Here is a 23,416-nt window from a genome sequence, read left to right as displayed (position 1 = left end):
GGCTTTAAGTGATGAATATTTCATGGCGGTAGCGATGCAGCTGGCTCAGGAGGCGGCCGACGCCGGTGAAATTCCAGTGGGGGCCGTAGTCGTTTCTAACCGTCGTATTATTGGAAAAGGCAGTAACCAAACGGAACGCTTGAAAGATGTGACGGCTCACGCGGAAATTATGGCCCTAACCGCCGCTACGCAGCATCTGGGGTCGAAGTTTCTCCGCGACTGTACGCTGTACGTAACCCTCGAACCTTGCGTGATGTGTGCCGGAGCCCTGTACTGGGCCCAATTGGGCAGACTGGTGTACGGAGCTGCTGACGAAAAAAGAGGTTATTCAAAAGCAGGTTCTCTCCTGCATCCCAAGACCCGCGTTACCAGCGGTATTTTGCGGGAAGAAACCGAAGCCCAGCTCGTCGCGTTTTTCCGTAAACTCCGTCAGTTTTAGTGGTTCCCGTAAAATTCCGATAGCCTTGGAACTCTTTAACCCTTGGAATGCCTTTTTAAACCGAATAGACATTTATTCCTATTTTCAATCCTAATTTTCAACCAGCTATGGCTTTTGAACTTGCTCCTCTTCCCTATGCGGCAGACGCGTTAGAGCCCCACTTCGATGCTCAAACCATGACGATTCACCATGATCGTCACCACCAGACGTACGTTACCAACCTTAACAATGCCGTTGCCGGTACGGAACTCGAAGGAAAAACACTGGAAGATCTTCTCAAGAACGTAGGTCAGTTATCCCCCGCTATACGCAACAATGGTGGTGGACACTGGAATCATACATTTTTCTGGAACATTCTTTCTCCCAGCGGCGGCGGTAGCCCCAAGGGTGATTTAGCGAAGGCCATTGATGCCAAATTTGGCTCTTTTGATGCCTTGAAAGAAGAATTCAAAAAAGCCGCTACGGGTCGTTTTGGCTCGGGTTGGGCTTGGTTAATCGTAGGTGAAGACGGTGAACTCGCCGTGACTTCAACGCCTAATCAGGATAACCCGCTGATGGACGTAGCCGAGAAAAAAGGCAAAGCTATCATCGGTTTGGACGTTTGGGAACACGCCTATTACCTGAAATATCAAAATAAACGCCCCGATTACATCGATGCCTTTTGGAATGTGGTAAGTTGGGACGTCGCTGAAACCAACTATCAATCAGCGAAATAAGTCGATACAGGGAAGGTAGAAGGAAGAATTCCAAATTTTTTCTTCCTTCCCTCTACCGCAAGTACTTGCTTTTTAGTTTTTGAATATGCTATATTTGTAGCTCGAAACGGAGGATGTAGCTCAGCTGGTTAGAGCACCAGATTGTGGTTCTGGGGGTCGCGGGTTCGAACCCCGTCTTTCTCCCTCCTGTCAAACCTGATAAGTTTAACTTGTCAGGTTTTTTTATTGCTACCGCCTTCTTCTATGAAAACATGGCTTCCCCTGCTCCGCCCTTATGAAACCATCATTCGGCTGATCCTGGCTTTGATGTACATCACAGGTTTGGCTGGTCTTCACATTTCTGCTAGCGAAGATGTATTCCGGTTGCTGGTTCCTTTTCACTTGATTACTACCGGTGTATTGCTATTGCTTTTTCAGGAATCGCCTACCCGTTCGTTCTGGCTTTTCTGTGTGCTCATCTTTCTGATGGGATACGGCGTGGAAGTGGCTGGTGTACATACGGGGGTAATTTTCGGCGAATATTGGTACGGAGCCACGCTGGGTTTGAAAGTGTTCGAAGTACCCTTAACCATTGGGCTCAACTGGTTGGTTCTGACCATCGGAGCGGGTATGCTATGGCAGAAATGGCCTTTCCCTTTAGTCGTACGGGCTACCTTAGCGGCAGCCTGCATGGTTTTTCTGGATGTGCTCCTGGAGCCCGTAGCTATTCGGTTTGATTTCTGGCACTGGAAAAACGAACAGATTCCGCTCCAGAACTTCCTGGCCTGGGCCCTCGTTGCCTGGGTGTTTTGCCTGCTTTTTCAGTTCGTTCGCTTTCCCAAAATGAACCGCCTGGCGGCTTACCTTTTTGTGCTTCAGGTTCTCTTCTTTGCCACGCACCGTCTGCTGCTACTTCTTCAATAATTTTCTACAAATATTTAATAATCAATTAGTTATTAAAATTTAAAACAATTCTAAGAACCCTGAGGTTTTTAATTAGCAAGCTCAATCTCCGCTAACGAAGAGCTCTTGCAAACATTACCGTTTACGTTCACCAATCAATCCTTACTTGCATTAATCGCTCCGAAGGCATCGTCGGTACTTACGTTTTATGCTCTGTTTGTAAAGTTCCAGCTTTCTGAGGTACATGGCCATGAGCAGTTACTCGATTAAAGACCTTGAGCAGTTATCCGGAATCAAGGCCCATACGCTACGAATCTGGGAACAACGCTACGCTATTATTCAACCCAAACGAACCGATACTAACATTCGAACCTATGCAGAACAGGATTTAAAGCTGGTGCTCAACATCGCCCAGCTTAAGGATCACGGTTATAAGATTTCAGAAATTGCAAAGATGACGACGGAGGCCATCCACCAGAAAGTGATGGACATTTCCGAACGTCAGCTGGCTTATCCCGATCAGATTCACGCCCTTACGCTTTCGATGCTCGATCTGGACGAAGACCAGTTCGAAAAAATCATCAATACCAACATTCTCCGATTTGGGTTTGAAAGCCTGATTATCAACATTATTTATCCCTTTCTTAGCCGGATTAGTACGCTTTGGATGACGAGCAGCATTGGTCCGGCTCAGGAACACTTTATTGTCAACCTGATTCGGCAAAAAATCATCGTTGCCATTGATGGTCAACTGAATAAACAACGCGAAGGAGCCCGGAAATTTCTACTGTTTTTGCCCGAAGGTGAACTTCAGGAGCTGATTCTACTTTTTGCCGATTACGTCGTTCGGTCACGGCACCACAAGGTCGTTTACCTGGGTCAAAGTTTGCCCTTTGAAGAATTGGGTTTCGTGTATACGGTGCACAGCCCCGATTATCTACTAACTATTTTTAAATCCATTCCGCCGAGTTATGAGGAATTTCAGGCGTATTTGGATAAGTTTTCGGCAGCCTTTCCCCGAGCCACGATTTTGATTCTCTGTAATCAGCACTCGCACGGGCCCATTCTGGTTCCGGCCAATATTCGATTTATCCGCGACATTCAGGAGCTCATCCAACTGGCCGATCATTAAAAAAGCCCGGCGTTTTCTTACGGAAACGCCGGGCTCAATCTTTCACTCGAGTTTAAGTTGAACGGTCTTCGGTATCAGTGAAGGAGTTCATCAAAATTCAGACTTACGTAATACATCCCGCCAATCTGCGGGTTACCCCAGGCCGTCGTATACGCTTTATTCAATAAATTACTGGCTCCTATTTTCAAAATTGATTTTACCGACGGAATTTTCAAACTTACCTGAGCATCCAGCGTACCATAGGCCGGAATTAACACCTGCGGGTGGTTTTCCGTCGTACGAGCTCGAGCGGGCAATAACAGTTCCATCCAGTTAAAAGCATCCTGATAGCGATAGGTAACCGCAAATCCCCAGTTCGAACGAGCTGAAATTCGCTTGGCTACCGAGGCATTGTACCGATATTTAGGCGTATTAAAGCCGACCTTGAAACCATCATCGAGTACATTCCGGTTCCGCTTTCCGTCAAAAAGTCCCACGCCCCCGGTATTTAACGTCGTATTCGACACGTTTCCACTAATGATAAAGCCCTTGGGTAGCAGATAATCCAGCCCCAGACCAAAACCCTGGTACCGGATATTCTTTTCGTAGTTGTACGGTGAAGAAACCGTTAACGGTCCGCCCGTACCCAGCGTTTTAGGATTATCCGGGTTAATGAATACGAGTCCTCCGATGTAATTCTGGAAAACGCTATTGTAATAGTAGGCATCGATTAGCAACTTCTCGGCAATCAGACCTTTATAACCGATTTCATAGGTCAGTACGCGTTCGGGCTTGAATTCCGTCAGTCGGATTTTATTCCATTTCGAACGATCGCTGGTATTGGATAGATACGTATCATCGTAGGCATACAGTTGATCGGCGTACGCATTCAGGTTATAGGCATCCCGAACGCCCTGCAAACCACCCAGCAGTAAGGATACGGGTGAAGCCAAGCTAATGTACTGATTTTGAGTGGTGGGGATACGGAAACCCGTCTGGTAGCTGGCCCGGATATTATGGGTTTTCGCCAACGTTAAAACACCCGACAGACGTGGGCTCCATTGTCCTTTGAAGTTTTCATTCTTATCGTACCGAATGGATCCAGTCAATTTAAAAACATCCGCAAACGAACGAACGGCCTGTACATAGCCGCCCCACTCTTTGATGTTGTATTCGCCACCGCCCGGTTTTTGCAGGAAGAGCGTACCACCCGAATTCAAATCATATATGCGATAATTTCCGCCTACCAGGACTTCCGCAATTTTAGGATCGAGCAACTTTTTAAAGTTGTACATCCCTTCCGCGTGGTAGAGATTGGTACGGTCCAAGAAACGGGCTCCCTGCGGAATTGGGTTACCTTTAACCCGATCAGCAACGGCGTTGAACTCAGCCGTGCCGGGTTGCAGACGACCCGCATCAGCCGCGGAACGAGCCAATCCATTCAACAGGCCGGCGTTAGCACTGACCGCACCCTGAGCGGCGGCGTAAGCGGCCTGGGGCGTTTGTCCAGCCGCCAGAGCCGCCTGCAAAGCCTGGTTGAAGAGTTGCAAGGCTCCGCCCCCGTAGGTAAACGCATACTGTGGGTACCAGGAACTCGCCAGAGCGGCCGAGTTAAGACTGGGTTTCCAGGCTTCATTAATATAACTGGCTAAAATACCCGACGCATATGCATCCCCGGATCGTTCCTGGGTAGTATACGCTCGTACGAAAAAATGATCTCCTTTTAATTCCAGTTTATACTGCCCTAGCGTGAAGTCTTTAATGTAGTAACGATCCGAAGACGTATACACCGTCGTACCCAGTCCCCAGTTTGCCTGTACAATCGCTTCTACTTTATCACTCAGGCGGTAGTGCAGAGCACCGCTCACTTTCAGACTTTTCGTACGATAGTCCACCAAGTCCCGTTCAGCGTATCCCGTGCGAGCAACCAGCTGATCGGGCAAAAGAATACCGTTGATAATGGTGCTTGCGGGTAAACCCGTACCGGCCGAAATCGCTTTGATTCCGTTGACAATCTGCGTCAGTCGAGGGTCGATGGCGTTCAGTTGAGCGGCGGGTAATTGCATGAACTGGGCAAATACGGGTCGAAAACTAGCCAGACTCACGTTCGATGAATTCTCATCCCCGTACACGTTTACGCCGTTGTAATTAGGGTTAGTCGCGGGGGTACGGTCAAAGCCCGGATACAGGGGGTTATCGGCCGCTAGCCCAAAGCTTTGATCGCGGGTATCCGTTGCTTGCCAGTCTTTGGCCGCTAAGTAACTTACGTTGAGTTTGAAAGCTACTTTGTTGTTAAAAGCCTTAGCATAACGAATGGAAGCGTCGTAAAAGGGCGTGGTTGCCTCCGAACGGTTACTGGCGTGCATGACGCCACCTTTCACGTAAGCACTTAAGCCCTGGTATTGAAACGGACTCTTACTATTCATCAGTAATAGCCCATTGGTTGCATTGGGACCGTACAGAGCCGAAGCTGCTCCCGGCAGTAACTCCACACTTTCCAAATCGAGTTCGGAAATACCGACAATGTTTCCCACGGCGAAATTGAGGCCGGGAGCCTGATTGTCCATGCCGTCTACCATTTGTACCACCCGGGTATTGCCATTACCCGCAAAGCCCCGGGTATTGACTGAGGTAAACGTCAGCGACTGAGTAGCTACATCTACCCCTTTTAAGTTCCGTAAGGCATCGTAGAAGCTGGCCGCGGGGGTAGACTGGATACTGCGTATATCCATTTTTTCGATGGATACGGGCGACTGAAGTACGTTCTCCTCCACGCGGGAAGCGGATACCACCACTTCTTCACCTAAATAGGCCTGCTCCTGGAGAGCAATGGTCAGATTGGTTTGATTCGCGGAAACATTCAGTACCTGCGTTGCGTATCCAACACTGGAAATACGGATCTGAAGCGGTGGCGTGGCTGACGTATTGAGCGTGAAGTTACCTTTGGCGTCGGTAATAGTACCCGTTACCGTACCAACCAATGAAATACTTACCCCAGCCAGCGGCTGTCGGGTAGCAGCATCGGTAACGTTACCGGCCAGCGAAGTTTGACTGTAAGCCGCTAGGCTTCCTAATCCAAGTAGAACAATCCAAAATAAAGTAAATGTACGATTCATAAGGGAGAGAATTACGTCAATGAACGGGCGAATGTACAACGAAGAATCTGTTAACAAGATGACTATTTTACATTAAAAATATTCAATTAATTATAGAAATATTAAAATAATTCTTTTCAACGAAAGCATTACGAAACACTTTCTTTACTTAGCGTGTTATTCACGTTATGAATTCAATTTTTCGGGTCATTCCTTTGATTTTAGTAGTAATCAGTGGGTGTGCCCGACCTAAACCGTACTTGATTGAGTCAGCGTACCGTATGGATCAACAGCCTCCCGCTCCGGATTATACCAGGCCCGCTCACTGGGCGGCTTTACCTGACCGGAAGGATGCCGCCGATTTAGTTCCTATGCATTCCTCGTTTACGAATCAGCAAGCAACGGCATCCGTAGATGTATTTTTCGTTTATCCAACGATGTACGTGGGTAAACCGCAAGGATCCCAGTCTTGGAATGCGGATGTTAATGACCCCACATTAAACGCCCGCATTGACAGTAGTGCGATTACGAATCAGGCTACGGTTTTTAATGGTTCCTGCAAAGTGTATGCCCCCCGCTATCGCCAAGCCCATTATGCCGTTTTTCTGACGAAAGACACCTCTGCTCAACACCAGGCCCTTGACCTGGCTTATAGGGATGTCCGAACGGCTTTTTTGTATTACCTTAGTCATTACAACCAGGGTCGGCCCCTGATCGTAGCCGGTCATAGTCAGGGCAGTATACACGCCATTCGTCTGTTACAAGAATTTTTCGACGGGAAAGACTTACAGGACCAATTGGTAGCGGCGTATTTGATCGGACGACCCGTAACCCGGCAAACGTTTCAATCCTTACGCCCGATTGAAAAGCCTGGCCAGTCGGGCACTTTTGCGAGCTGGTGTACCTTTGAAAAGAATTTTCACCCAGAACCCGGTTTCTTCCAGGAAGGTCCAGAGGTCATCTGTACCAATCCCCTACTCTGGAATTCATCGGAAACCTACGCGGCTCGTTCGTTACACCAAGGAGGCGTCGGCAGAAATTTCAAATTTCTGCCTAAATTAACCGATGCTCAAACGCACAACGGATTACTCTGGATTTCCAAACCGCACGTACCCGGAGCCTTTTTACTGAATATTAAAAACTGGCACGTTGCCGATATTAATCTATTCTATGGAAATATGCGAGAAAATGTAGCTTTGCAAGTAAACCATTACTTCCAAACTCATTCCGCCAGATAGTTGAAGAAGTGATCCGCTTTGACACCTATCGTAACCCTATCTTTATTGAATGATCGAATGAACTTCCAACACACGTACGTAGTCATCATGGCCGGGGGCGTCGGTACCCGCTTCTGGCCCTTTTCCCGCCAAACCTATCCCAAGCAGTTCCATGACGTCTTAGGCATCGGACGCACCATGCTCCAGATGACCTTCGACCGACTCGCTGAGATCTGCCCGGTTGAAAACGTCTACATCGTTACTTCTCAGGAGTACTATGATTTGACCAAGCAGCAACTACCCGAGCTTTCAGACCATCAGATTCTCTTGGAACCCTCCCGTCGCAATACGGCCCCTTGCATTGGCTACGCCTGCTACAAGATTGCCACCAAAGACCCCGAGGCCAATATCATCGTCACCCCCGCCGATCATTTGATCTTAAAGGAAAAAGAATTCACCGACCGCATCAAAGTAGCTTTGCAGGCGACCGCTGAATCGGACATTTTAGTGACCCTGGGCATTACCCCCACCCGACCCGATACGGGTTATGGCTATATCCAGTTTGATGGACTGACTGACAAGGAAGTCAAGCGGGTGAAGACCTTTACCGAAAAGCCGCATTTGGAACTAGCTCAGGCCTTTCTGGAGAGTGGGGATTACGTCTGGAACGCGGGTATCTTCGTTTGGAATGCCCAATCCATTCGCAAAGCTTTTGAAACGCACCTGCCCGAAATGGATGAAGCCTTCCGGGATATGGCTACTCATTTTTATTCGGATGATGAAGCTACGCAGTTACTGCGAGCGTACCCCCAATGCCGTAGTGTTTCGATTGACAATGGGGTGATGGAGAAGGCCCAGAACGTACACGTGGTGTTGAGTGATATCGGCTGGTCAGATCTGGGCACGTGGAAGTCCCTGTATGAAGTAAGTGAAAAGGATGAGAACGACAACGTGATTGATGGCCACATCGTCACCCACAACACAACGGGTTCGATCATCAAGACGCCCAAAGAGCGGCTGGTGGTGGTGGAAGGGCTATCGGATTATATTGTCGCCGAGTTTGACAACGTGCTTCTCATTTGTCCGAAAGACAAGGAACAGAAGGTGAAAGAGTTTGTCAACGATGCTTCCAAAAGAGGCACTCATTTTGTCTAGTTAATTTTTAGTAGGCATAAAAAAAGGATACGGAAGACAGACTTCCGTATCCTTTTTTTATGCCTATTTCTTTTACTCGCCCTGCTTTTCCCAGCCCTGAGCCGTTAGCGGAATGGCTTCGTTTTGCTTGGTAATCAACAACGCTTCCGTCGGGTCGGCCGAGATGAAGCCAATAAAGCTAATATCCGTCGTCTGATCCAGAATTTTCTGGTAGTCTTCCTGCCGAATGGTAAAGAGTAGTTCGTAGTCTTCTCCCCCATTCAAAGCCGCCGTGAAAGGTCCTAACTTCAACTCAGTAGCTGCCAGGTAAGCTTTCTGATGGATAGGGATTTGTTCTTCGAAAATGCGTACCCCCAGACCCGATTCGGCCGCCAGATGGCGTAACTCAGAAGCTAATCCGTCCGAAACATCAATCATGGAAGTAGGTACAATATTCAACTCCCGTAGTTGCTTGATAATGTCCAGACGAGCTTCGGGTTTGAGTTGCCGCTGTAGTACATACTCATGCCCCGCCAGTATCGGCTGGCTTTCGGGGGCTTCGAGAAAAACTTGTTTTTCCCGCTCTAAAATCTGTAACCCCAGGTAGGCCCCACCCAGGTCGCCACTTACGCAAATAATATCATTAACGGAGGCTCCACGGCGATACGCGATTTGGTCTTTTTCCACCGTACCCAAAGCCGTTACGGAAAGAACCAGTCCTGAACGCGAGGTCGTCGTATCTCCTCCTACTAATTCCACCTCGTAGTCCTCACAAGCCGTTAGAATGCCCGCGTATAATTCATCGACCGCTTCTATGGAAAAACGATTACTTAAAGCCAGACTTACGGTTACCTGCGTCGGTAATCCGTTCATGGCCAGAATATCTGAAATACCCGCCACGATGAGCTTATAGCCTAGGTGCTTGAGCGGGACGTAACTTAAATCAAAGTGGACTCCTTCCACCATCAGTTCGGTTGAAACTAACTGATAGTCCGTATTCCCTTTACTTACCGCCGCATCGTCACCAATGCCCTTGACGGTTCGGGCGTGGGAAAACTGTTGCTGAGAGGCGATGCGATGGATAAGGCCAAACTCGCCTAAAATATTCAATTCCGTACGTTCTTCCATTCTTGTGAAACCTTCCGGCGAAGGCTTTAGTTTCCGGCTAATGAAAAAGCCTCCAGTAATAGGGAGGCCTTACAAAAATAGCTTGAAATTAGATAGGAGTCGCCGAAAAGGTGAAAGCTTCGGCTTAAATCCTAGGGATTGACGAGTTGATACTCGTTGGTCGTATTCCCCGTTTTAGGATCGGGTGTCGTACGCGTGAGATTAAGTTGCGTCTCCGTAGGCGAACCATTGATGTTGAATTCTACCGTACCATTACTACCCGTGGGCTGAGGCTGGAGATTGGTCAGCGTCAGTTTTTTATTGTCGGATGAAATCGTCCAGTTTCCTACAAAGGTTACATCGTCAATGGCCGTCCAACGTACCGTTTGCTGAGCAGCGTTACTTAAATCGAGCTTGAATTTGGAATACGTCGTTTTGATATTGCTGGCCCCACCTTTCGTATAGACCAGCGTATTATTTTCCTTTACCGTATTCACCGTCCATACTTTACGGATAATCTCGGAAACAGGTTTTGAATTTGGCTTCTTACAACTGCTGGCAATCAGGACGGTCAGGGCTAGGAGACTATATGAAAGTAAATATCTTTTCATCTGCATTTCATTTTTGCACTAAAATAGCGGAAATACGAGACTTCCCATCAATCGATACTGAAAACGCAAAAAATTAGCGATTATTGGTCTTTTAAGCAGGATTTAATGGAAACGTATCAAACCTATACTAAGGCCCAACTGGCCCTACGAAATGGGCAGGACCGGGAAGAATTCTGGGTAGCCTTTCAAGGAACGATTTATGAGGTAACTACCTCGCGACTGTGGCGAAACGGTAAACATTACGAACACTGGGCCGGGCAGGATCTGACGGAAGAACTCAGCGATGCCCCCCACACTGAACGGGTTTTTGAACGTTTTAGGGTGATTGGGAAGCTGCGTTTATGATAGAGGTAAAGGTTTGAAAGGGTTTGAAGTTTAAGGTTAAAAAAAGACAGTACGATGGATTCCTTTACCCGATCGTACTGTCTTTTTCAAACCTCAAACTTTTTCAAACGTTAAACTTACTCAAACCTTACATCCAGTCAAACCGCTTATAACTTCACCAATACAGATTCAATCGTAGACCGATGGGGCTCGTATTGAGCGGGTAATTTCAGGTTCTGACCTAATTCTTCCAGCGACTCATCGACCGTGAAACCGGGATTATCCGTAGCAATTTCGAAGAGTACACCACCGGGTTCGCGGAAGTACAAACTGTGGAAATACTGCCGGTCAATTTGCGGCGTAATATTTAGGCCACGACTCTCGATTTTTTCCCGCAAAGCCAGTTGAGCGGCATCGTCTTTCACCCGGAAGGCAGCGTGGTGTACGCTACCGCCCGCTACATGACCGCGACGTTCGCCGGGTACTTCTACCAGATCAATGACGTTCGCCGTCTCGCTATTAGGGTTCACAAAGCGGTACCGATTCACGTGCTCCATTTCCAGCTTGTAATCCAGCAATTCCGTCAGGATTTCGGCCGTTGGCTGAATGTTAGCCAGCGTCAGCGTCGTGCCCGAGAAGCCTTTGATGGCTTGAGCATCGCCAATCTCAGCGGTGGTATTTCCAGAGCGGTTATCTTTCTGAGACGTTACCGTCAATTCTAGTTTTAATCCGTCGGGGTCGAGTACAGTCAGGTATTCTTCGCCAAATTTCGTGGCGGGTTTATTATAGATGACGCCGTGTTGCTCGAGTCTTTTGAGCCAGAAATCCAGGCTTCCTTCGGGTACGGAGAAACCAACTTCCGTGGCTTGACCCGTTCCTCTGCGGCCTTGGGGTACAGCATTTCCCCAAGGGAAAAAAGTCCAGATGGTACCGGGTTCGGCCTGATAGTTTCCATAGTAGAAGTGATACGTTTGTGGATCGTCGAAGTTGACTGTTTTTTTCACAAACCGCATGCCCAGCACTTTGGTATAGAAATCATAATTTTTCTTGGCATCGCCGGCAATCGCCGTTACGTGGTGAAGGCCTATTACGTTGGTTTCCATGATCTTTCGTGTTTATTATTTCGACTGATTTGATGATACAAAGCTCATCAATTGTAGCCTGCGAAGGAATGGCGGAATCGCGGAAAGGCTTGTCGAAATCAGGGGAAGGACGGTACTTCTGAAGATGATTTACCCTTTATCAGTACCAAATTCGAGTATCAGCTTTGTAATTCGAAAGAGCTGCATCCGTAGCGAATGTTACGACTACCCCCCCCCGCAACGTTACTGGGTTTACCTTTGGCCAACAAAAAAGCCCAGAACCAGTAGTTCCAGGCTTATCTAAATATCCACTAAACACCTTAAAACTAGGCACATCTACGTATTGGACGGGCACTAGCTCATTTGGTCAAAATGTTTTTTTAAGTTCTTACACCTGTACAAAGCCTACTCCAACAGTGGCGTGCGAGAACTCGTCCACTAAAATGAAGGCTCCGTTGGCGGGGTTCTCAGCGTAAACGTCCGCAAAAACCGGCTTGGCTACTTTGAGTCGAATCGACCCTATCTCGTTTAATTTAAGTTGACTAGGCGAGGAACTCTTTTCCAGTGACTGTACGTCAATGAGTTCTTCCAAGGCCAGTACTTTGGCTTTCGTATCGTTGATGCCGTGTTGTAATAACAGCGTTTTACCGGGTGTCAACGCTTGATAATCCAGCCAGCAAACCTGAGCCGAAAATTCCCGATGCTGAATGGGTTCTTGCCCCACTTTCACTAGCATATTGCCCCGCGAAACGTCAATATCTTTCTCCAGCGTTAGTACCACCGACTCCCGAGCGTGAGCCTGTTCCAGTTGCTCATCAAAGCGTTCGATGGTAGCAATTTTCGACTGCTGACCCGTGGGCAATACGACTACTTCATCCCCTACCGAAAACGTACCGCTGGCCACTCGACCGGCGTATCCACGATAATCGTGGTATTCTTCCGTTTTGGGACGAACTACGTACTGAACTGGAAAACGAGCGGCCTGCGATGAATCCACTTTTATCTGATCGTCCATGGCCTCTAACGTCTCCAGCAAAGAGGGCCCCATGTACCACGAAATCTCCTCGGATTTCTTCGTAACGTTTACGCCGTACAAAGACGAAATGGGGATGAATTCTATACTTTGTCCATCAAACTGCACCTGGGCAGCAATGGCTTCAAATTCCCGTTTGATTTCCTCAAAACGTTCCTGACTGTAGCCAACTAGGTCCATTTTGTTCACACAGACAATCACTTTCGGTATGCGTAACATCGCCGAAATGAAGAAATGTCGGAACGTTTGTTCCACTACGCCGTGCCGGGCATCCACCAGAATCAGGGAAACTTTAGCATTGGAGGCTCCCGTTACCATGTTCCGCGTGTACTCAAAGTGACCCGGCGTATCGGCAATGATGTATTTACGACGGGGGGTACTGAAATAAATATGAGCTACGTCGATCGTAATGCCCTGCTCGCGTTCGGCAATCAGACCATCCGTCAGCAGTGAAAGATCCAGAAAATCCAGCCCTTTGCGTTTACTAGCCGAATCCAGGGCTTCCAGTTTGTCGCGGGTAATGGATTGCGTTTCGTACAAGAGACGGCCAATCAAGGTACTCTTTCCGTCGTCAACCGAGCCAGCGGTAGCAATGCGTAAAATGTCCATGTATACAAAAGGGGATTACGTAAAGCCCTAGCTCCGACTTGCCCCGTTGAAGATTTTTAATACTAATTTTCTCTGCTAATCGTCCGGTTAACGCTTAGAAATAACCCTGTTGCTTGCGTTTTTCCATGGCCGCTTCCGAGCGTTTATCATCCATACGGGCCCCACGTTCTGAGATTTCAGCGGACAGGATTTCTCCGATAATATCGTCTAGTTCCGTTGCTTCCGACAGGACGGCTGCCGTACAGGTCATATCACCCACGGTACGGAATCGAACCGTCGCTTCGAACGGAATTTCGTCGGTATCTTTATTAATGTATTCGGAATCGGCCCAGAGCATCCCATCCCGCTCGAATACGGGACGCTGGTGCGAGAAATAAATGGAAGGCAGGGGAATACCCTCCTCCTTGATATAATTCCAAACGTCGAGTTCGGTCCAGTTGGAGATGGGGAATACGCGAACGTTTTCGCCCACGGAAATGCGTCCGTTCAGCATATCGAACAACTCGGGGCGTTGCCGCTTGGCATCCCATTGCCCGAAATCGTCGCGTACGCTGAAAATCCGTTCTTTCGCCCGGGCTTTTTCCTCGTCCCGACGAGCCCCACCAATGCAGGCATCGAACTTGAATTCTTCAATGGCGTCGAGCAGCGTTACTGTTTGTAAAGCATTACGGGAAGCGTATTTTCCGGATTCTTCCTGAGCTTTTCCCTGATTAATGGAGTCCTGTACGTAACGAACAATCAGCTCAGCTCCTACTTCCTTCACCAGCCAGTCGCGGTATTCGATGGTTTCCGGAAAGTTATGTCCCGTATCCACGTGCAACAGCGGGAAAGGAATTTTCCCCGGATAAAAAGCTTTCTGAGCCAGTCGTACCAGGGTAATGGAATCCTTTCCTCCCGAAAACAGAATGGCGGGTCGCTCAAACTGAGCGGCTACTTCCCGCATGATGTAAATAGCTTCATCTTCCAGCTCACGGGGGAAAACAGGCTTTTCCAGAGCAGAGGTAGGAATCAAGGATTTATCTCCGAATGAACTCATAGTCAGACTTGTAAAGATTTCCGTGGTTGGTCTTCGAAGGGCCTCCCGGAAATGATCTATTGTTTAGACGATACTTCTACGCTGAGTGTAAGCCACACTCTTTTTTCGATTCTTCCCACCACCAGCGGCCAGCCCGGGGGTGCTCGCCCGGCTCGATAGCCCTAGTACAGCTGGCACAGCCGATACTGATGAAGCCTTTGCGGTGTAATGGATTGTCGGGAACGCGGTATTCCGACAAATGAGCCAGTACCTGATCGTAGGTCCAGTGAATGAGCGGGTTGTATTTGAGTACCTGATTTCCGTTATCCCATTCCAGAACGGGCATGTCGGATCGGTTTTCCGATTGCTCCGCCCGTAGGCCCGTAATCCAGATTTCGGCTCCGGTCAGGGCCCGTTTCAGCGGTTCAATTTTACGGATGAAGCAACATTCTTTCCGATTTTCAACCGAATAATAAAAGCTATTGAATCCTTTTTCTTGAACCAGTGCTTCTACGCGTTGCGTGTTGGGGAAGTACGTTTCCAGGGTCTGGTTGTACTTGGCCCGCGTCGCATCCATCAACTCGTAGGTTTCCTGAAATAAACGACCCGTATCTAAAGTAAAGACCCGTACGGGCAAGTGGTTACGAAAAATAATATCGGTAATGACCTGATCTTCCTGACCTAGCGAGGTTGAAAATACTACTTTTCCGGGAAATCGTTCGGTAAGTAAAGCAATTGCCTCCGCGGGTTCTAGGATTTCCAGCTGGGGTCTTAAGTCCTGTATTAATGCTTCGTTGTTCATACGCTTCACGGGGTTCTTCCGCTGCCGATCCTTCGTTTTTTATATACTATCGACAAAATTAGACAATGTCTATAAATTAGATAGAATGATTAACCGATTTTATCAGGAAAACTGTTCGTTCGGACGCTGCCTTTTAGCAAATTTTATGAAAGCCGAAGCCGTACCAGCTTTACGCCATTCTCCATAAAGTTCTAATAATCAATAGTATTTATTCAAAACAATTCACTTACTTCCTCTTCTATCTAAGCGTATCAACACAAAAATAAGGATAGATTTATCTGATCCGCTTTTCTTCTCCCGTACCGGTTTTTACTGACTTGGACCAAAATAAAAGCCCCGCTCGTCGTAGAGCGGGGCTTTTATGGGTAGCGTATGGAGCGGATCAGCTACCTACAAATTTTTCGGCCTCACGAGCCTTTTCTTCTTCCTGTTGTGAGAGCTCTTTAAACTCTTCATCGTTGTGACGTTTGTGCTCAAGATTTTCTTTTTCCTGGCTTACTTCATTTTCTGCATTCTTTTTTTCTACCTGCTCTAAAAACTTCTCTACGGTAGGTTCTGGCTTTTGCGATTCTTGATTTTCCATACATAGCTGAGTTTAGTAAGTAAGCCTTGTTAAAATTTAATACCGCCCTGCTTTACAGCGTAACGCGTAGGTTTTCCCCAATTTGGGACGGATCAAAGGGTACAGAGAGTGGCATTACTTTTGCCCCTCCTTAGGTTATTTCTATAACTAATATACCTCATCTTATGGAAACGATCCAACCTACGCGTCCGGCTCCCGGAGAAAAATCTTCTGAAATTCATCGGGATACCCCTTCTGAAACAGCTCAGGAATTAGAACTTGAAAAATCCATGGAGGAAAACGAAGGTCCTTTAGGATTAGGTGATGAATCGGCGTATCCGAAAGAAACCCGTCAGCAGGAAGATCGATCGGTACAGAACGTTTTTCCGGGCTCAGTGCCTGAAGTGCCGCCTACCTCACCGCCGACGCCCGAAATCCAGCCGGACTTACCGAATGTTCCCGGTACCTTTCCGGATCTACCTCATGCTCCTGAAGAAACACCAGACGTAGTACCGGAAGCTCCGGATGAAACGCCTCCGATGCCGGACATTCCAGAGCAGGCTCCTATTCGTCCCGATGAAATCGGGGAAGCAGAAAACATTTCTTCTTCCGAAGAGGCCATGCCTGTACCTACGGCTATTTCGGAAGCAGATCAACAAAATCGACTCAATCCAGCTTTGTAAAAATCTGTTTATCAATCAACTACGTACTTATTCATTATCCAATCACACGAAAGTAGTATGGCAACTGAAATGGAAAACCTTATTGATCAGCTGGAATTGCTGGTCAAAATCAATATTGATCGTACCAAAGGCTATTCGGTAGCGGCCCGAGATGTAGAAGACCCGCAGCTAAAAGCATTATTTGAAAAATTGGAAAAGGAAAGCGAAGGCTTCGCGGATGATTTGGGTCAGGTATTGAAAAAGTACAAACAGACACCTCCTGAAACAGGTACAACCGCCGCTCGTTTTCACCAATTCTGGATTGATATTAAAGATAAATTACTCGGCAAAGACCGTGATGCCATTCTAAGTTCTTGCGAGACGGGTGATGAAACGGCTCTTGCCACGTATACAGAAGCGTTAGCTCACGAAAAAATTCAGACGCTGCCCGATATTCAGATTTTACTAGAAGGTCAACAAACGATTATTGCCCAGGATTTAATGCTTATTCAATCCTTACGCAACGAAGAAAAGAATATTTCTCAGGCGTAGAAACATGCTTTGGAATGGTATTAGTGATAGTCTAGGCATAAATGCGGTATCCACCCACGTAAGACGTTGCTCTTCGATTTGTTTTTCAAAAGCCATGTTAAATCAATTACAGAATTTATTTTACCATCCCTGACCATGGAAAGAGCTGACAATCATCGCCTAGACTATTGGCTTAATGCCCTTATACACGCTCATGAAGGACGCGTTCGTGTATATCATACTCTAGTGACCCGCGTAAACTGTTTGTTAGTCAAACCTTTCCTGATGCGAGGAATGACTAGTAGTAGTTTATGCAAGACCCAATTAGTAAACCAATTGTGGAATTATGGGGGAAGAATGTCCTATGATGTGGTATCTGCCCCCCAGTGGAACGACGTTCTTGACCATGATGACTATGAACAAGATTTGCGTAGAAAAGTGGATGAGAATCTGCTAGTACTCTATCGTAATGCGTTACGGGAAGATTTACCCGAAAGCGTACGACAACTCCTCACCAGTCAGTGGAAATTACTCAAGACTTTCACCAATCGACTGGCGGAACTGGAACCAGAACCAACCAATCACTACTTAATGCGAGCTTAGTTTAGTTCAATTTATAAGGGAAGTAAAAAGCGGTAAGAACAGGCAGTTCTTACCGCTTTTTTTATGCATATAGTATCGTGGGTATTGGAATGGATAAAGTCTTTTGCAGGAAGGTAATACGTTAAACCGCTAAAAGGATTTACTGCGTACGCAAGGTATCACTTTCCTGAACGAAAGCTGAATCTTTATCAGTTACTGCTCCGACGCCTTTCGTGCCCGTAGGACTATTGGTGAAGAGACCTCCAACAATGGCCCAGATAGCACAGATAGCTACTACTACACCAATAAATATGAATAGTTTACGAATATTCGGATTCTCGTTCTGCGGAGTATTAATCGGTTGCTGAGCCATAAGGATAGTGGTTTGATTGAAGTATTTCTCGTTACTGATTAATTTAAAATTGTTGTGCCTTTTCTTCTATGAGACCAAAAGCTTTGTTAATGAGATTGTTATAAACGAAAGACCCGCTGAGCGGGTCTTTCGTTACTAGAAAAGTTGTAGACTATTTTTCCCGTCTCAAGCTTCTACGGGCATCTTCAATTTTATCATCCAGATCGTCCATATACTTCGAAACGTCGCGTTTGGCTTTTCTCCATTCCCGACCCGAAGACTGGTTGATACTGTAGTACTTCTCAAAAAGCTCCGAACGACTCTCCTGTAAGTCTTCTCGCATAGCCTCGCGGCGACGGCGTTCGCGACGGGTTTCGCCTTTTTGCTTTTCGTCTAACGACTCAATTCGGTTATTTAACTCATTAATCTGATCGTCGAGTCGTTCGGCTAATTCGCGTTTCTCCCGTTCTTCCCCAGAATCCTGGCGGTTAGAACGACGAGCGTTTCGATCCCAATCCTCATCTCTGTAACGGTCGTCACGATCATCATACCGCCGGCTGTTTCGGTCATCACTGTACCGATCATCGTATCGGCGGCGATCCCGGTCATCGCGATCATCAGTATAACGATCCCGGCGAGAGCGGTCTTCGTAGCGACGATCATCATTCCGATAACGATCTACTTCATCCCGGTCGCGACGTTCACTACGGTAGAAGTTCCGATCATCATCCCGACGGTCCCGGTCATCCCGACGTTCATCCTCTCGGCGTTCATCTGACTTTTTATCTTCGTCTTTCCGGTCTTCATCCCGACGTTCTTCGTATTTTTTATCCTCCTCTTTCCGCTCTTCGTACTTTTTATCGGTATCTCTTCTTTCATCGCGGTACCGATCCATGTCTGATTCATCGCGACGGGCTTCTCTATCGTCCCGTTCTTCCTGACGCCGATCTTTCTCTTTCTCTTCACGTCGCTCCTGTTTTTCCCGATTTTCGCGGTAAGCAGTACGGTTTGAATCACCGCGTTTCAGGCTACTGGAGAAGTTATCCAGTCCAGCACATGAACTTAAGAAAAGTCCAGTAGCCAAAGCTCCTAGTAAAATAATGTGACGTTTCATAGCTATTTCAATTAACGCACTAGCGGTTTCTACGGGTAGTTAGTACAGCTAGTGCAAGGGTAGTTGGTTGGATATTAGAAATTATAACGCAGACCCGCGTTCAACTGAGGGCTCAAGTAAAAGAAAGCCGGAAGCAATTCAGCATACAATCCTCCTTCCACAAACAGGGAATAGGGACTTTTCTTGGAAAGGAACTCGACCCCAGCTACTACGGTAGGTCCAATGCCAATACTTCGATCATGGGCATCGCTAGTAATGTCGGGATAATAGTTCCGAGAAGTTAGCTGAGCCCCAACGCCTCCGTAAAGCGACATTCGCTCGTTTAATGCGGGAGCGTACCAGAGGTAATTGGCATTGATGGCAAAACCAACGCCCTTGAGCCTACCCTTCCGATAGTCGCTCGTACCGCCAAACAAACCTCCATAGGTTCCTATGTTTACATCGAAGGCATTACGGTCGCCGTATTTCCGGATGTTAAGGCCGGTAGGCTGACCAATTTTTAGACCCAAGGCCCAATCTTTAATTTGAGCGTGTACCAGCGTCGTACAGCTCACAAAAAATAGAGAGATAAGAATTTTTTTCATGGGTAGTTCATCTTAACAAGTAATCAACGATTGTACTCATCCTAGTCATCATTGATAAATGAAAATATGCTAGTCATTTACTAGCAATTTCCATGCCGTTGTGCTTTTCTTCTTCTAATTAAAGAAATTCAGGTGCCTACTGCTTTATCTAACGTTTTTGGGGAAATGACTACCCATGCTTTGAACGGGTTTACCCCTTCTCTACCCGGCACAAAACTTTCTTTCATCCTCCCCAAAACCCAAAACAGCTATGAAATCAGAAGAAATGTTAGGAACTCTTTCGCCCACGACTCGGGAGCGTGCCTTACTGATTGCCAAACGTTTAATGCGGGGCGGTAGACGAAGTCCAGCCGAGGCTATCAAAATGGCCAGCGAATTGGCCCGGCGATGGGCCTGGCGTCAAGTGCCCGCTCGCCGTTTGTCAGAAACCTATTATAATTAGCTTTACTATTATCCTACTTACTACTTATGGCTTCCTATCAACGACTCAAAGATTCCGTAGCAATGATTACGGGTGCTAGTTCCGGCATTGGAAAAGCAATCGCTATCGAAATGGCCCGTGAAGGTGCTTCGGTTGTCATCAACTATCATAAAACATCCGAAGGTGCAGAAGATGCCTTAGCTCAGATTGAAGCCTTCGGCGGCAAAGGCATTATCGTGAAAGCGGATGTAAGCAAAGAAGAAGATGTCAAGCAAATGTTTGATCAAACGCTGGAAGCCTTCGGCAAGCTGGATATTCTCGTGAATAACTCAGGTCGTCAGGTAGATGCTCCTTTTCTGGAAATGACCCTTGACCAGTGGGAAGCCGTCATCTCGACTAACCTAACCAGCCAGTTTATCTGCTCAAATCTGGCTGCCCGTCAATTCGTGAAGCAGGCCGAAGCGAATCCTTCCCAAGAGGCAAACGCTATTGGTAAAATCATTTGCATGAGTTCGGTTCATGATATGATCCCCTGGGCTGGACACGTCAACTACGCCGCTTCAAAAGGCGGTGTACTGATGTTCATGAAGTCTATCGCTCAGGAATTGGCTCCTTTGAAAATTCGGGTGAATGCCATCAGCCCAGGAGCCATTAAAACACCCATCAATAAAGACGTATGGAGTGATCCCGAAAAGATGCCTGCTCTGATGGATCTGATTCCGTACAAACGCATCGGTAAACCGGAAGACGTGGCTAAACTAGCTGTATGGCTCTCCTCGGACGAATCGGACTATATCACCGGAGAAGCGATCTATATCGACGGCGGGATGATGCTCTATCCAGAATTTGCCGACAATGGTTAATACGCTTTTATGAGAGAAAAAAAGAAGGGATGCCTGTTTGAGGCATCCCTTCTTTTTTGTCTGGCTATGGATTAGATCAACTGTGAATCGTAAACGACTACTTTACTCCACAAATGTTTGTTCTTATCGATGAAGGCTTTGTGTTCGGGGTGTACCAGGTAGGTCTGCTCGTCTTTAGCGGACGCAAAGACCAGCATAACCGAGAAACTGTAGGTACCATCCGTCACCGCCTTATCGAATTCCGTAACGACGGGTTTACCGATGTGAGCGTGTTTGATCACTGACAGCTTACCCAGACTCTTCAGGGCATTCAGTAACTGATCATGTTCGGCTTTATTTTTCGGATTTTTCAACCAGAAAAATACGTGGTGAACAAAGGTTAGTTTTTCATCGGCATGGGGTACTGCTACTGCACCGGCAGCCGCAACAACGGAGGCATTTTTCACAAATGATCGACGATCCATGGATTGAGGTTATGATAGAATTTAACTGAATTAAGCTATTAATCTAAAGTACGATCCTGTTTTTTGATTTCGCTTCGCTGCATAGAAACGCGAACTTTCTTGATTCGTTTCTGATCAGCGGCGAGTACGCGGAACGTGAATACATCATGCACTACTTCTTCATTTACTTTGGGTAGACGTCCAAATAATTCCAGTAACAATCCACCCAACGATTCGCTATCGCCGCGTACGTTCCCAAAGACGTCGATACCCATGTTCATCACTTTGGTTACATCGTTGAGAGACGTTTTGCCTTCAAACACGTACGTATTTTCATCAATCTTCGTGTACTGAATTTCTTCTTCGTCGTACTCATCACGAATATCCCCTACAATTTCTTCAATGATATCTTCCAGCGTAATCAGCCCTTCGGTTTCGCCGTATTCATTCACGACGATGGCCATATGGACGCGTTTTTCCTGGAAATCATGGAGCAAATCGTCAATCTTTTTGCTTTCGGGAATAAAATAGACGGGTCTTACATTGGCTTGCCATTCGTAATGTTCGTCTTTATCAATGTGGGGCAAGAGATCCTTGATGTACAAAATACCTTCAATCTTGTCGATCGACGTTCGATAAACGGGTACACGCGAGTAACCCGACTTATTGATCTTATCCATCAATTCGTGGAAATCCAGCTCAATATCGAAAGCAGTAATATCCATACGGGACCGCATAATCTGTCGGGCCGAAATACTACTGAAGTTAACGATCCCCCGCAGGATTTCCTTTTGCTCCAAAGACGTATCCTTTCCCGTTGTGATTTCCAGAGCGTGGCTGAGTTCTTCGGCAGTAATGGTATAGCCTTTCCGTTGTACCCGTTTTTCGATAATATTGGAAATACCCATCAACGGTACTGAAATCGGCCGAAAGAGAAACTGAGCGGCCTCAATCACCGGAGCTGTAATCTTCAGAAAGCGAATCGGATTCTGATTGGCCCAGACTTTAGGTATCAATTCACCGAAAAATACAATCAGAAAGGTTACGCCAACGGTTTGAATCACTACGCCTACCCAAGCCGCAACCCCTTCGCCCAGGGCTTCCTTGGTAGCAATGGAGGTCAAGGTGACTAGCGTGATGTCGAGTAAGTTCTTGAAGATAAGAAGCGTCGCCAGTAACAACTGCGGATGATCGAGCAATTTGGCAATCCGGCGTTCGGCGGCGTTGTCACTATCCCGAATTTCGTTACGGGCGTCGAGTGAGAGAGAAAAAAAGCCTACTTCTGAACCGGCGGCTAAAGCCGAGGCGGCTAGTAATAACAACAGTATAAGGCCGTTGCTGATGTAGAATCCGGCACCTACCGCGTTGGCGAGAGGTGCCCACATAGGGAATGGGTCTAAAATATCGCCCAGGGTCAGGGCGGATTCAGTGAGCAAATGTGGCTCCAAGTCAGGAAGCGTTTGGTGAAACGTAAGCCAAGGTAACAAAAAATTGAATCCGTTAACCCCGACCGATTTGCAAAACAATCAGGATTAACGGATATGTACTAATTATCGTCAGCAGATTTAATGCCTAGAAAGGTAAATCGTCTTCGTCGCTACCACTATTGAAAGCAGGAGCCACCGGCGTAGTGGGCCGGGGAGCTGCGGGACTCGCTGCTACCGCAGGAGCTGACGCACTACTCGTCGAAGCCGGTGTGAAACCACCCTCTTCAGTACGGCCACCGCTACCCATCAGGTTAAGTTCCATTACCCGTAAACGTAAAGCTGAACGGGTGTTGCCCTCTTTATCGGTGAACTCTTCCATCCGTAAACGGCCCTCTAAATACACCTGATCTCCTTTTTTCAGATACTGAGAAGCGATGTCGCTCAGGCGTTCCCAGGCTTCTGCCCGGAACCAAGTCGTCTGTTCTACTTTTTCGCCCGTACGGGTCGTGTACGATTCAGTAGTAGCCACACTAAATTCCGTTACTTTAGCTCCGCTGGGAAGCGTCCGCGTCTCGGGATCACGCCCGAGATTACCGATTAAAATTACTTTATTGAACGTCCGTGCCATGTTAAAATAGTCAGTAGGATTGAATGTGAAATTACGAAATTTTCCGGGTAAATCAAAGCGAAATTTCCGG

Annotated in this window: 26 protein-coding genes and 1 tRNA gene; 13 read left to right on the top strand and 14 right to left on the bottom strand. The window is 47.2% G+C overall.

Annotated elements, in window-relative coordinates; translation table 11 throughout:
• Positions 1 to 22: 22 nt before the first annotated feature.
• The 5 genes from ACOJTG_RS16200 to ACOJTG_RS16180 all read left to right on the top strand — a co-directional run bounded on the left by ACOJTG_RS16200 (position 23) and on the right by ACOJTG_RS16180 (position 3,169).
• A complete protein-coding gene (locus ACOJTG_RS16200; RefSeq protein WP_420154806.1) occupies positions 23 to 439 on the top strand; it encodes a nucleoside deaminase in 417 nt (138 codons plus the stop codon).
• Positions 440 to 546: 107 nt separating this feature from the next.
• Positions 547 to 1,155 carry a superoxide dismutase gene (locus ACOJTG_RS16195; RefSeq protein ID WP_420154779.1) on the top strand — a complete coding sequence of 203 codons (609 nt, stop codon included), beginning with the start codon at positions 547 to 549 and terminating at the stop codon, positions 1,153 to 1,155.
• A 108-nt stretch (positions 1,156 to 1,263) separates the two neighbouring features.
• A tRNA-His gene (locus ACOJTG_RS16190) sits at positions 1,264 to 1,339 on the top strand.
• 59 nt (positions 1,340 to 1,398) lie between these two features.
• Positions 1,399 to 2,058, top strand: a complete 660-nt coding sequence (locus ACOJTG_RS16185; protein ID WP_420154778.1) for a carotenoid biosynthesis protein — start codon at positions 1,399 to 1,401, stop codon at positions 2,056 to 2,058.
• A 229-nt stretch (positions 2,059 to 2,287) separates the two neighbouring features.
• Positions 2,288 to 3,169, top strand: a complete 882-nt coding sequence (locus ACOJTG_RS16180) for a MerR family transcriptional regulator (RefSeq protein ID WP_420154805.1) — start codon at positions 2,288 to 2,290, stop codon at positions 3,167 to 3,169.
• Between the two features lie 74 nt (positions 3,170 to 3,243).
• Here the strand turns inward: ACOJTG_RS16180 and ACOJTG_RS16175 are convergent, their stop codons facing one another.
• The gene (locus ACOJTG_RS16175) at positions 3,244 to 6,264 is read right to left on the bottom strand and encodes a TonB-dependent receptor (protein WP_420154777.1); all 3,021 of its coding nucleotides are present in this window, start codon (positions 6,262 to 6,264) and stop codon (positions 3,244 to 3,246) included.
• Positions 6,265 to 6,431: 167 nt separating this feature from the next.
• On the opposite strand from ACOJTG_RS16175, the gene ACOJTG_RS16170 reads away from it, so the two are divergent.
• A complete protein-coding gene (locus ACOJTG_RS16170) occupies positions 6,432 to 7,481 on the top strand; it encodes a DUF3089 domain-containing protein (protein WP_420154776.1) in 1,050 nt (349 codons plus the stop codon).
• A gap of 57 nt (positions 7,482 to 7,538) precedes the next feature.
• Positions 7,539 to 8,615, top strand: a complete 1,077-nt coding sequence (locus ACOJTG_RS16165) for a mannose-1-phosphate guanylyltransferase (protein ID WP_420154775.1) — start codon at positions 7,539 to 7,541, stop codon at positions 8,613 to 8,615.
• A 72-nt stretch (positions 8,616 to 8,687) separates the two neighbouring features.
• On the opposite strand, the gene thiL is transcribed toward ACOJTG_RS16165, so the two are convergent.
• Both thiL and ACOJTG_RS16155 read right to left on the bottom strand, forming a co-directional pair.
• Complete coding sequence (thiL, locus tag ACOJTG_RS16160) at positions 8,688 to 9,722, bottom strand: thiamine-phosphate kinase (RefSeq protein WP_420154774.1); 1,035 nt, start codon at positions 9,720 to 9,722, stop codon at positions 8,688 to 8,690.
• Between the two features lie 131 nt (positions 9,723 to 9,853).
• Complete coding sequence (locus ACOJTG_RS16155) at positions 9,854 to 10,312, bottom strand: hypothetical protein (RefSeq protein ID WP_420154773.1); 459 nt, start codon at positions 10,310 to 10,312, stop codon at positions 9,854 to 9,856.
• A 105-nt stretch (positions 10,313 to 10,417) separates the two neighbouring features.
• Here ACOJTG_RS16155 and ACOJTG_RS16150 point away from each other — a divergent pair, with 105 nt between their 5' ends.
• Entirely contained in the window at positions 10,418 to 10,657 is a 240-nt protein-coding gene (locus ACOJTG_RS16150) for a cytochrome b5 domain-containing protein (protein ID WP_420154772.1), read from the top strand.
• 146 nt (positions 10,658 to 10,803) lie between these two features.
• Here the strand turns inward: ACOJTG_RS16150 and ACOJTG_RS16145 are convergent, their stop codons facing one another.
• From ACOJTG_RS16145 to ACOJTG_RS16125, 5 genes are all read right to left on the bottom strand, one after another.
• Positions 10,804 to 11,739, bottom strand: a complete 936-nt coding sequence (locus ACOJTG_RS16145) for a ring-cleaving dioxygenase (protein WP_420154771.1) — start codon at positions 11,737 to 11,739, stop codon at positions 10,804 to 10,806.
• 367 nt (positions 11,740 to 12,106) lie between these two features.
• Positions 12,107 to 13,360 carry a sulfate adenylyltransferase subunit 1 gene (locus ACOJTG_RS16140; protein WP_420154770.1) on the bottom strand — a complete coding sequence of 418 codons (1,254 nt, stop codon included), beginning with the start codon at positions 13,358 to 13,360 and terminating at the stop codon, positions 12,107 to 12,109.
• 94 nt (positions 13,361 to 13,454) lie between these two features.
• Positions 13,455 to 14,396: a sulfate adenylyltransferase subunit CysD gene (gene cysD / locus ACOJTG_RS16135; protein WP_104714721.1), complete on the bottom strand. Its 942-nt coding sequence runs from the start codon at positions 14,394 to 14,396 to the stop codon at positions 13,455 to 13,457.
• A 76-nt stretch (positions 14,397 to 14,472) separates the two neighbouring features.
• Positions 14,473 to 15,177 (bottom strand): phosphoadenylyl-sulfate reductase, encoded by a 705-nt coding sequence (locus ACOJTG_RS16130; RefSeq protein ID WP_420154769.1) that lies wholly within the window; start codon positions 15,175 to 15,177, stop codon positions 14,473 to 14,475.
• 382 nt (positions 15,178 to 15,559) lie between these two features.
• On the bottom strand, positions 15,560 to 15,760 hold the full coding sequence (locus tag ACOJTG_RS16125) for a hypothetical protein (RefSeq protein ID WP_420154768.1): 201 nt from the start codon (positions 15,758 to 15,760) through the stop codon (positions 15,560 to 15,562).
• Positions 15,761 to 15,924: 164 nt separating this feature from the next.
• Here ACOJTG_RS16125 and ACOJTG_RS16120 point away from each other — a divergent pair, with 164 nt between their 5' ends.
• The 3 genes from ACOJTG_RS16120 (at position 15,925) to ACOJTG_RS16110 (ending at position 17,535) form a co-directional block, all read left to right on the top strand.
• Positions 15,925 to 16,422 (top strand): hypothetical protein, encoded by a 498-nt coding sequence (locus ACOJTG_RS16120; RefSeq protein WP_420154767.1) that lies wholly within the window; start codon positions 15,925 to 15,927, stop codon positions 16,420 to 16,422.
• Between the two features lie 69 nt (positions 16,423 to 16,491).
• A complete protein-coding gene (locus ACOJTG_RS16115) occupies positions 16,492 to 16,953 on the top strand; it encodes a ferritin-like domain-containing protein (RefSeq protein WP_420154766.1) in 462 nt (153 codons plus the stop codon).
• 348 nt (positions 16,954 to 17,301) lie between these two features.
• Complete coding sequence (locus ACOJTG_RS16110) at positions 17,302 to 17,535, top strand: hypothetical protein (RefSeq protein ID WP_420154765.1); 234 nt, start codon at positions 17,302 to 17,304, stop codon at positions 17,533 to 17,535.
• Between the two features lie 139 nt (positions 17,536 to 17,674).
• Here ACOJTG_RS16110 and ACOJTG_RS16105 read toward each other — a convergent pair whose 3' ends face one another.
• The 3 genes from ACOJTG_RS16105 to ACOJTG_RS16095 form a co-directional block, all read right to left on the bottom strand.
• A complete protein-coding gene (locus ACOJTG_RS16105) occupies positions 17,675 to 17,887 on the bottom strand; it encodes a hypothetical protein (protein WP_104714715.1) in 213 nt (70 codons plus the stop codon).
• A gap of 151 nt (positions 17,888 to 18,038) precedes the next feature.
• Positions 18,039 to 18,980, bottom strand: a complete 942-nt coding sequence (locus ACOJTG_RS16100; RefSeq protein ID WP_420154764.1) for a hypothetical protein — start codon at positions 18,978 to 18,980, stop codon at positions 18,039 to 18,041.
• A gap of 74 nt (positions 18,981 to 19,054) precedes the next feature.
• Positions 19,055 to 19,564 (bottom strand): hypothetical protein, encoded by a 510-nt coding sequence (locus tag ACOJTG_RS16095; protein WP_420154763.1) that lies wholly within the window; start codon positions 19,562 to 19,564, stop codon positions 19,055 to 19,057.
• Positions 19,565 to 19,814: 250 nt separating this feature from the next.
• Here ACOJTG_RS16095 and ACOJTG_RS16090 point away from each other — a divergent pair, with 250 nt between their 5' ends.
• Positions 19,815 to 20,006 (top strand): hypothetical protein, encoded by a 192-nt coding sequence (locus tag ACOJTG_RS16090; protein WP_420154762.1) that lies wholly within the window; start codon positions 19,815 to 19,817, stop codon positions 20,004 to 20,006.
• A gap of 26 nt (positions 20,007 to 20,032) precedes the next feature.
• Positions 20,033 to 20,848 (top strand): glucose 1-dehydrogenase, encoded by an 816-nt coding sequence (locus ACOJTG_RS16085; RefSeq protein ID WP_420154761.1) that lies wholly within the window; start codon positions 20,033 to 20,035, stop codon positions 20,846 to 20,848.
• 71 nt (positions 20,849 to 20,919) lie between these two features.
• Here ACOJTG_RS16085 and ACOJTG_RS16080 read toward each other — a convergent pair whose 3' ends face one another.
• From ACOJTG_RS16080 to ACOJTG_RS16070, 3 genes are all read right to left on the bottom strand, one after another.
• The gene (locus ACOJTG_RS16080) at positions 20,920 to 21,312 is read right to left on the bottom strand and encodes a Dabb family protein (protein WP_420154760.1); all 393 of its coding nucleotides are present in this window, start codon (positions 21,310 to 21,312) and stop codon (positions 20,920 to 20,922) included.
• Positions 21,313 to 21,350: 38 nt separating this feature from the next.
• Positions 21,351 to 22,676 (bottom strand): gliding motility-associated protein GldE, encoded by a 1,326-nt coding sequence (gene gldE / locus ACOJTG_RS16075; RefSeq protein WP_420154759.1) that lies wholly within the window; start codon positions 22,674 to 22,676, stop codon positions 21,351 to 21,353.
• A gap of 187 nt (positions 22,677 to 22,863) precedes the next feature.
• Complete coding sequence (locus tag ACOJTG_RS16070; protein ID WP_420154758.1) at positions 22,864 to 23,346, bottom strand: single-stranded DNA-binding protein; 483 nt, start codon at positions 23,344 to 23,346, stop codon at positions 22,864 to 22,866.
• Positions 23,347 to 23,416: the final 70 nt, after the last annotated feature.

This window comes from Siphonobacter sp. (assembly GCF_048595215.1).
In the GTDB taxonomy this organism is placed as follows: Bacteria; Bacteroidota; Bacteroidia; order Cytophagales; family Spirosomataceae; genus Siphonobacter.
Note: the sequence above shows the minus strand (reverse complement) of the source record. Positions and strands in the feature narration are given on the sequence as shown.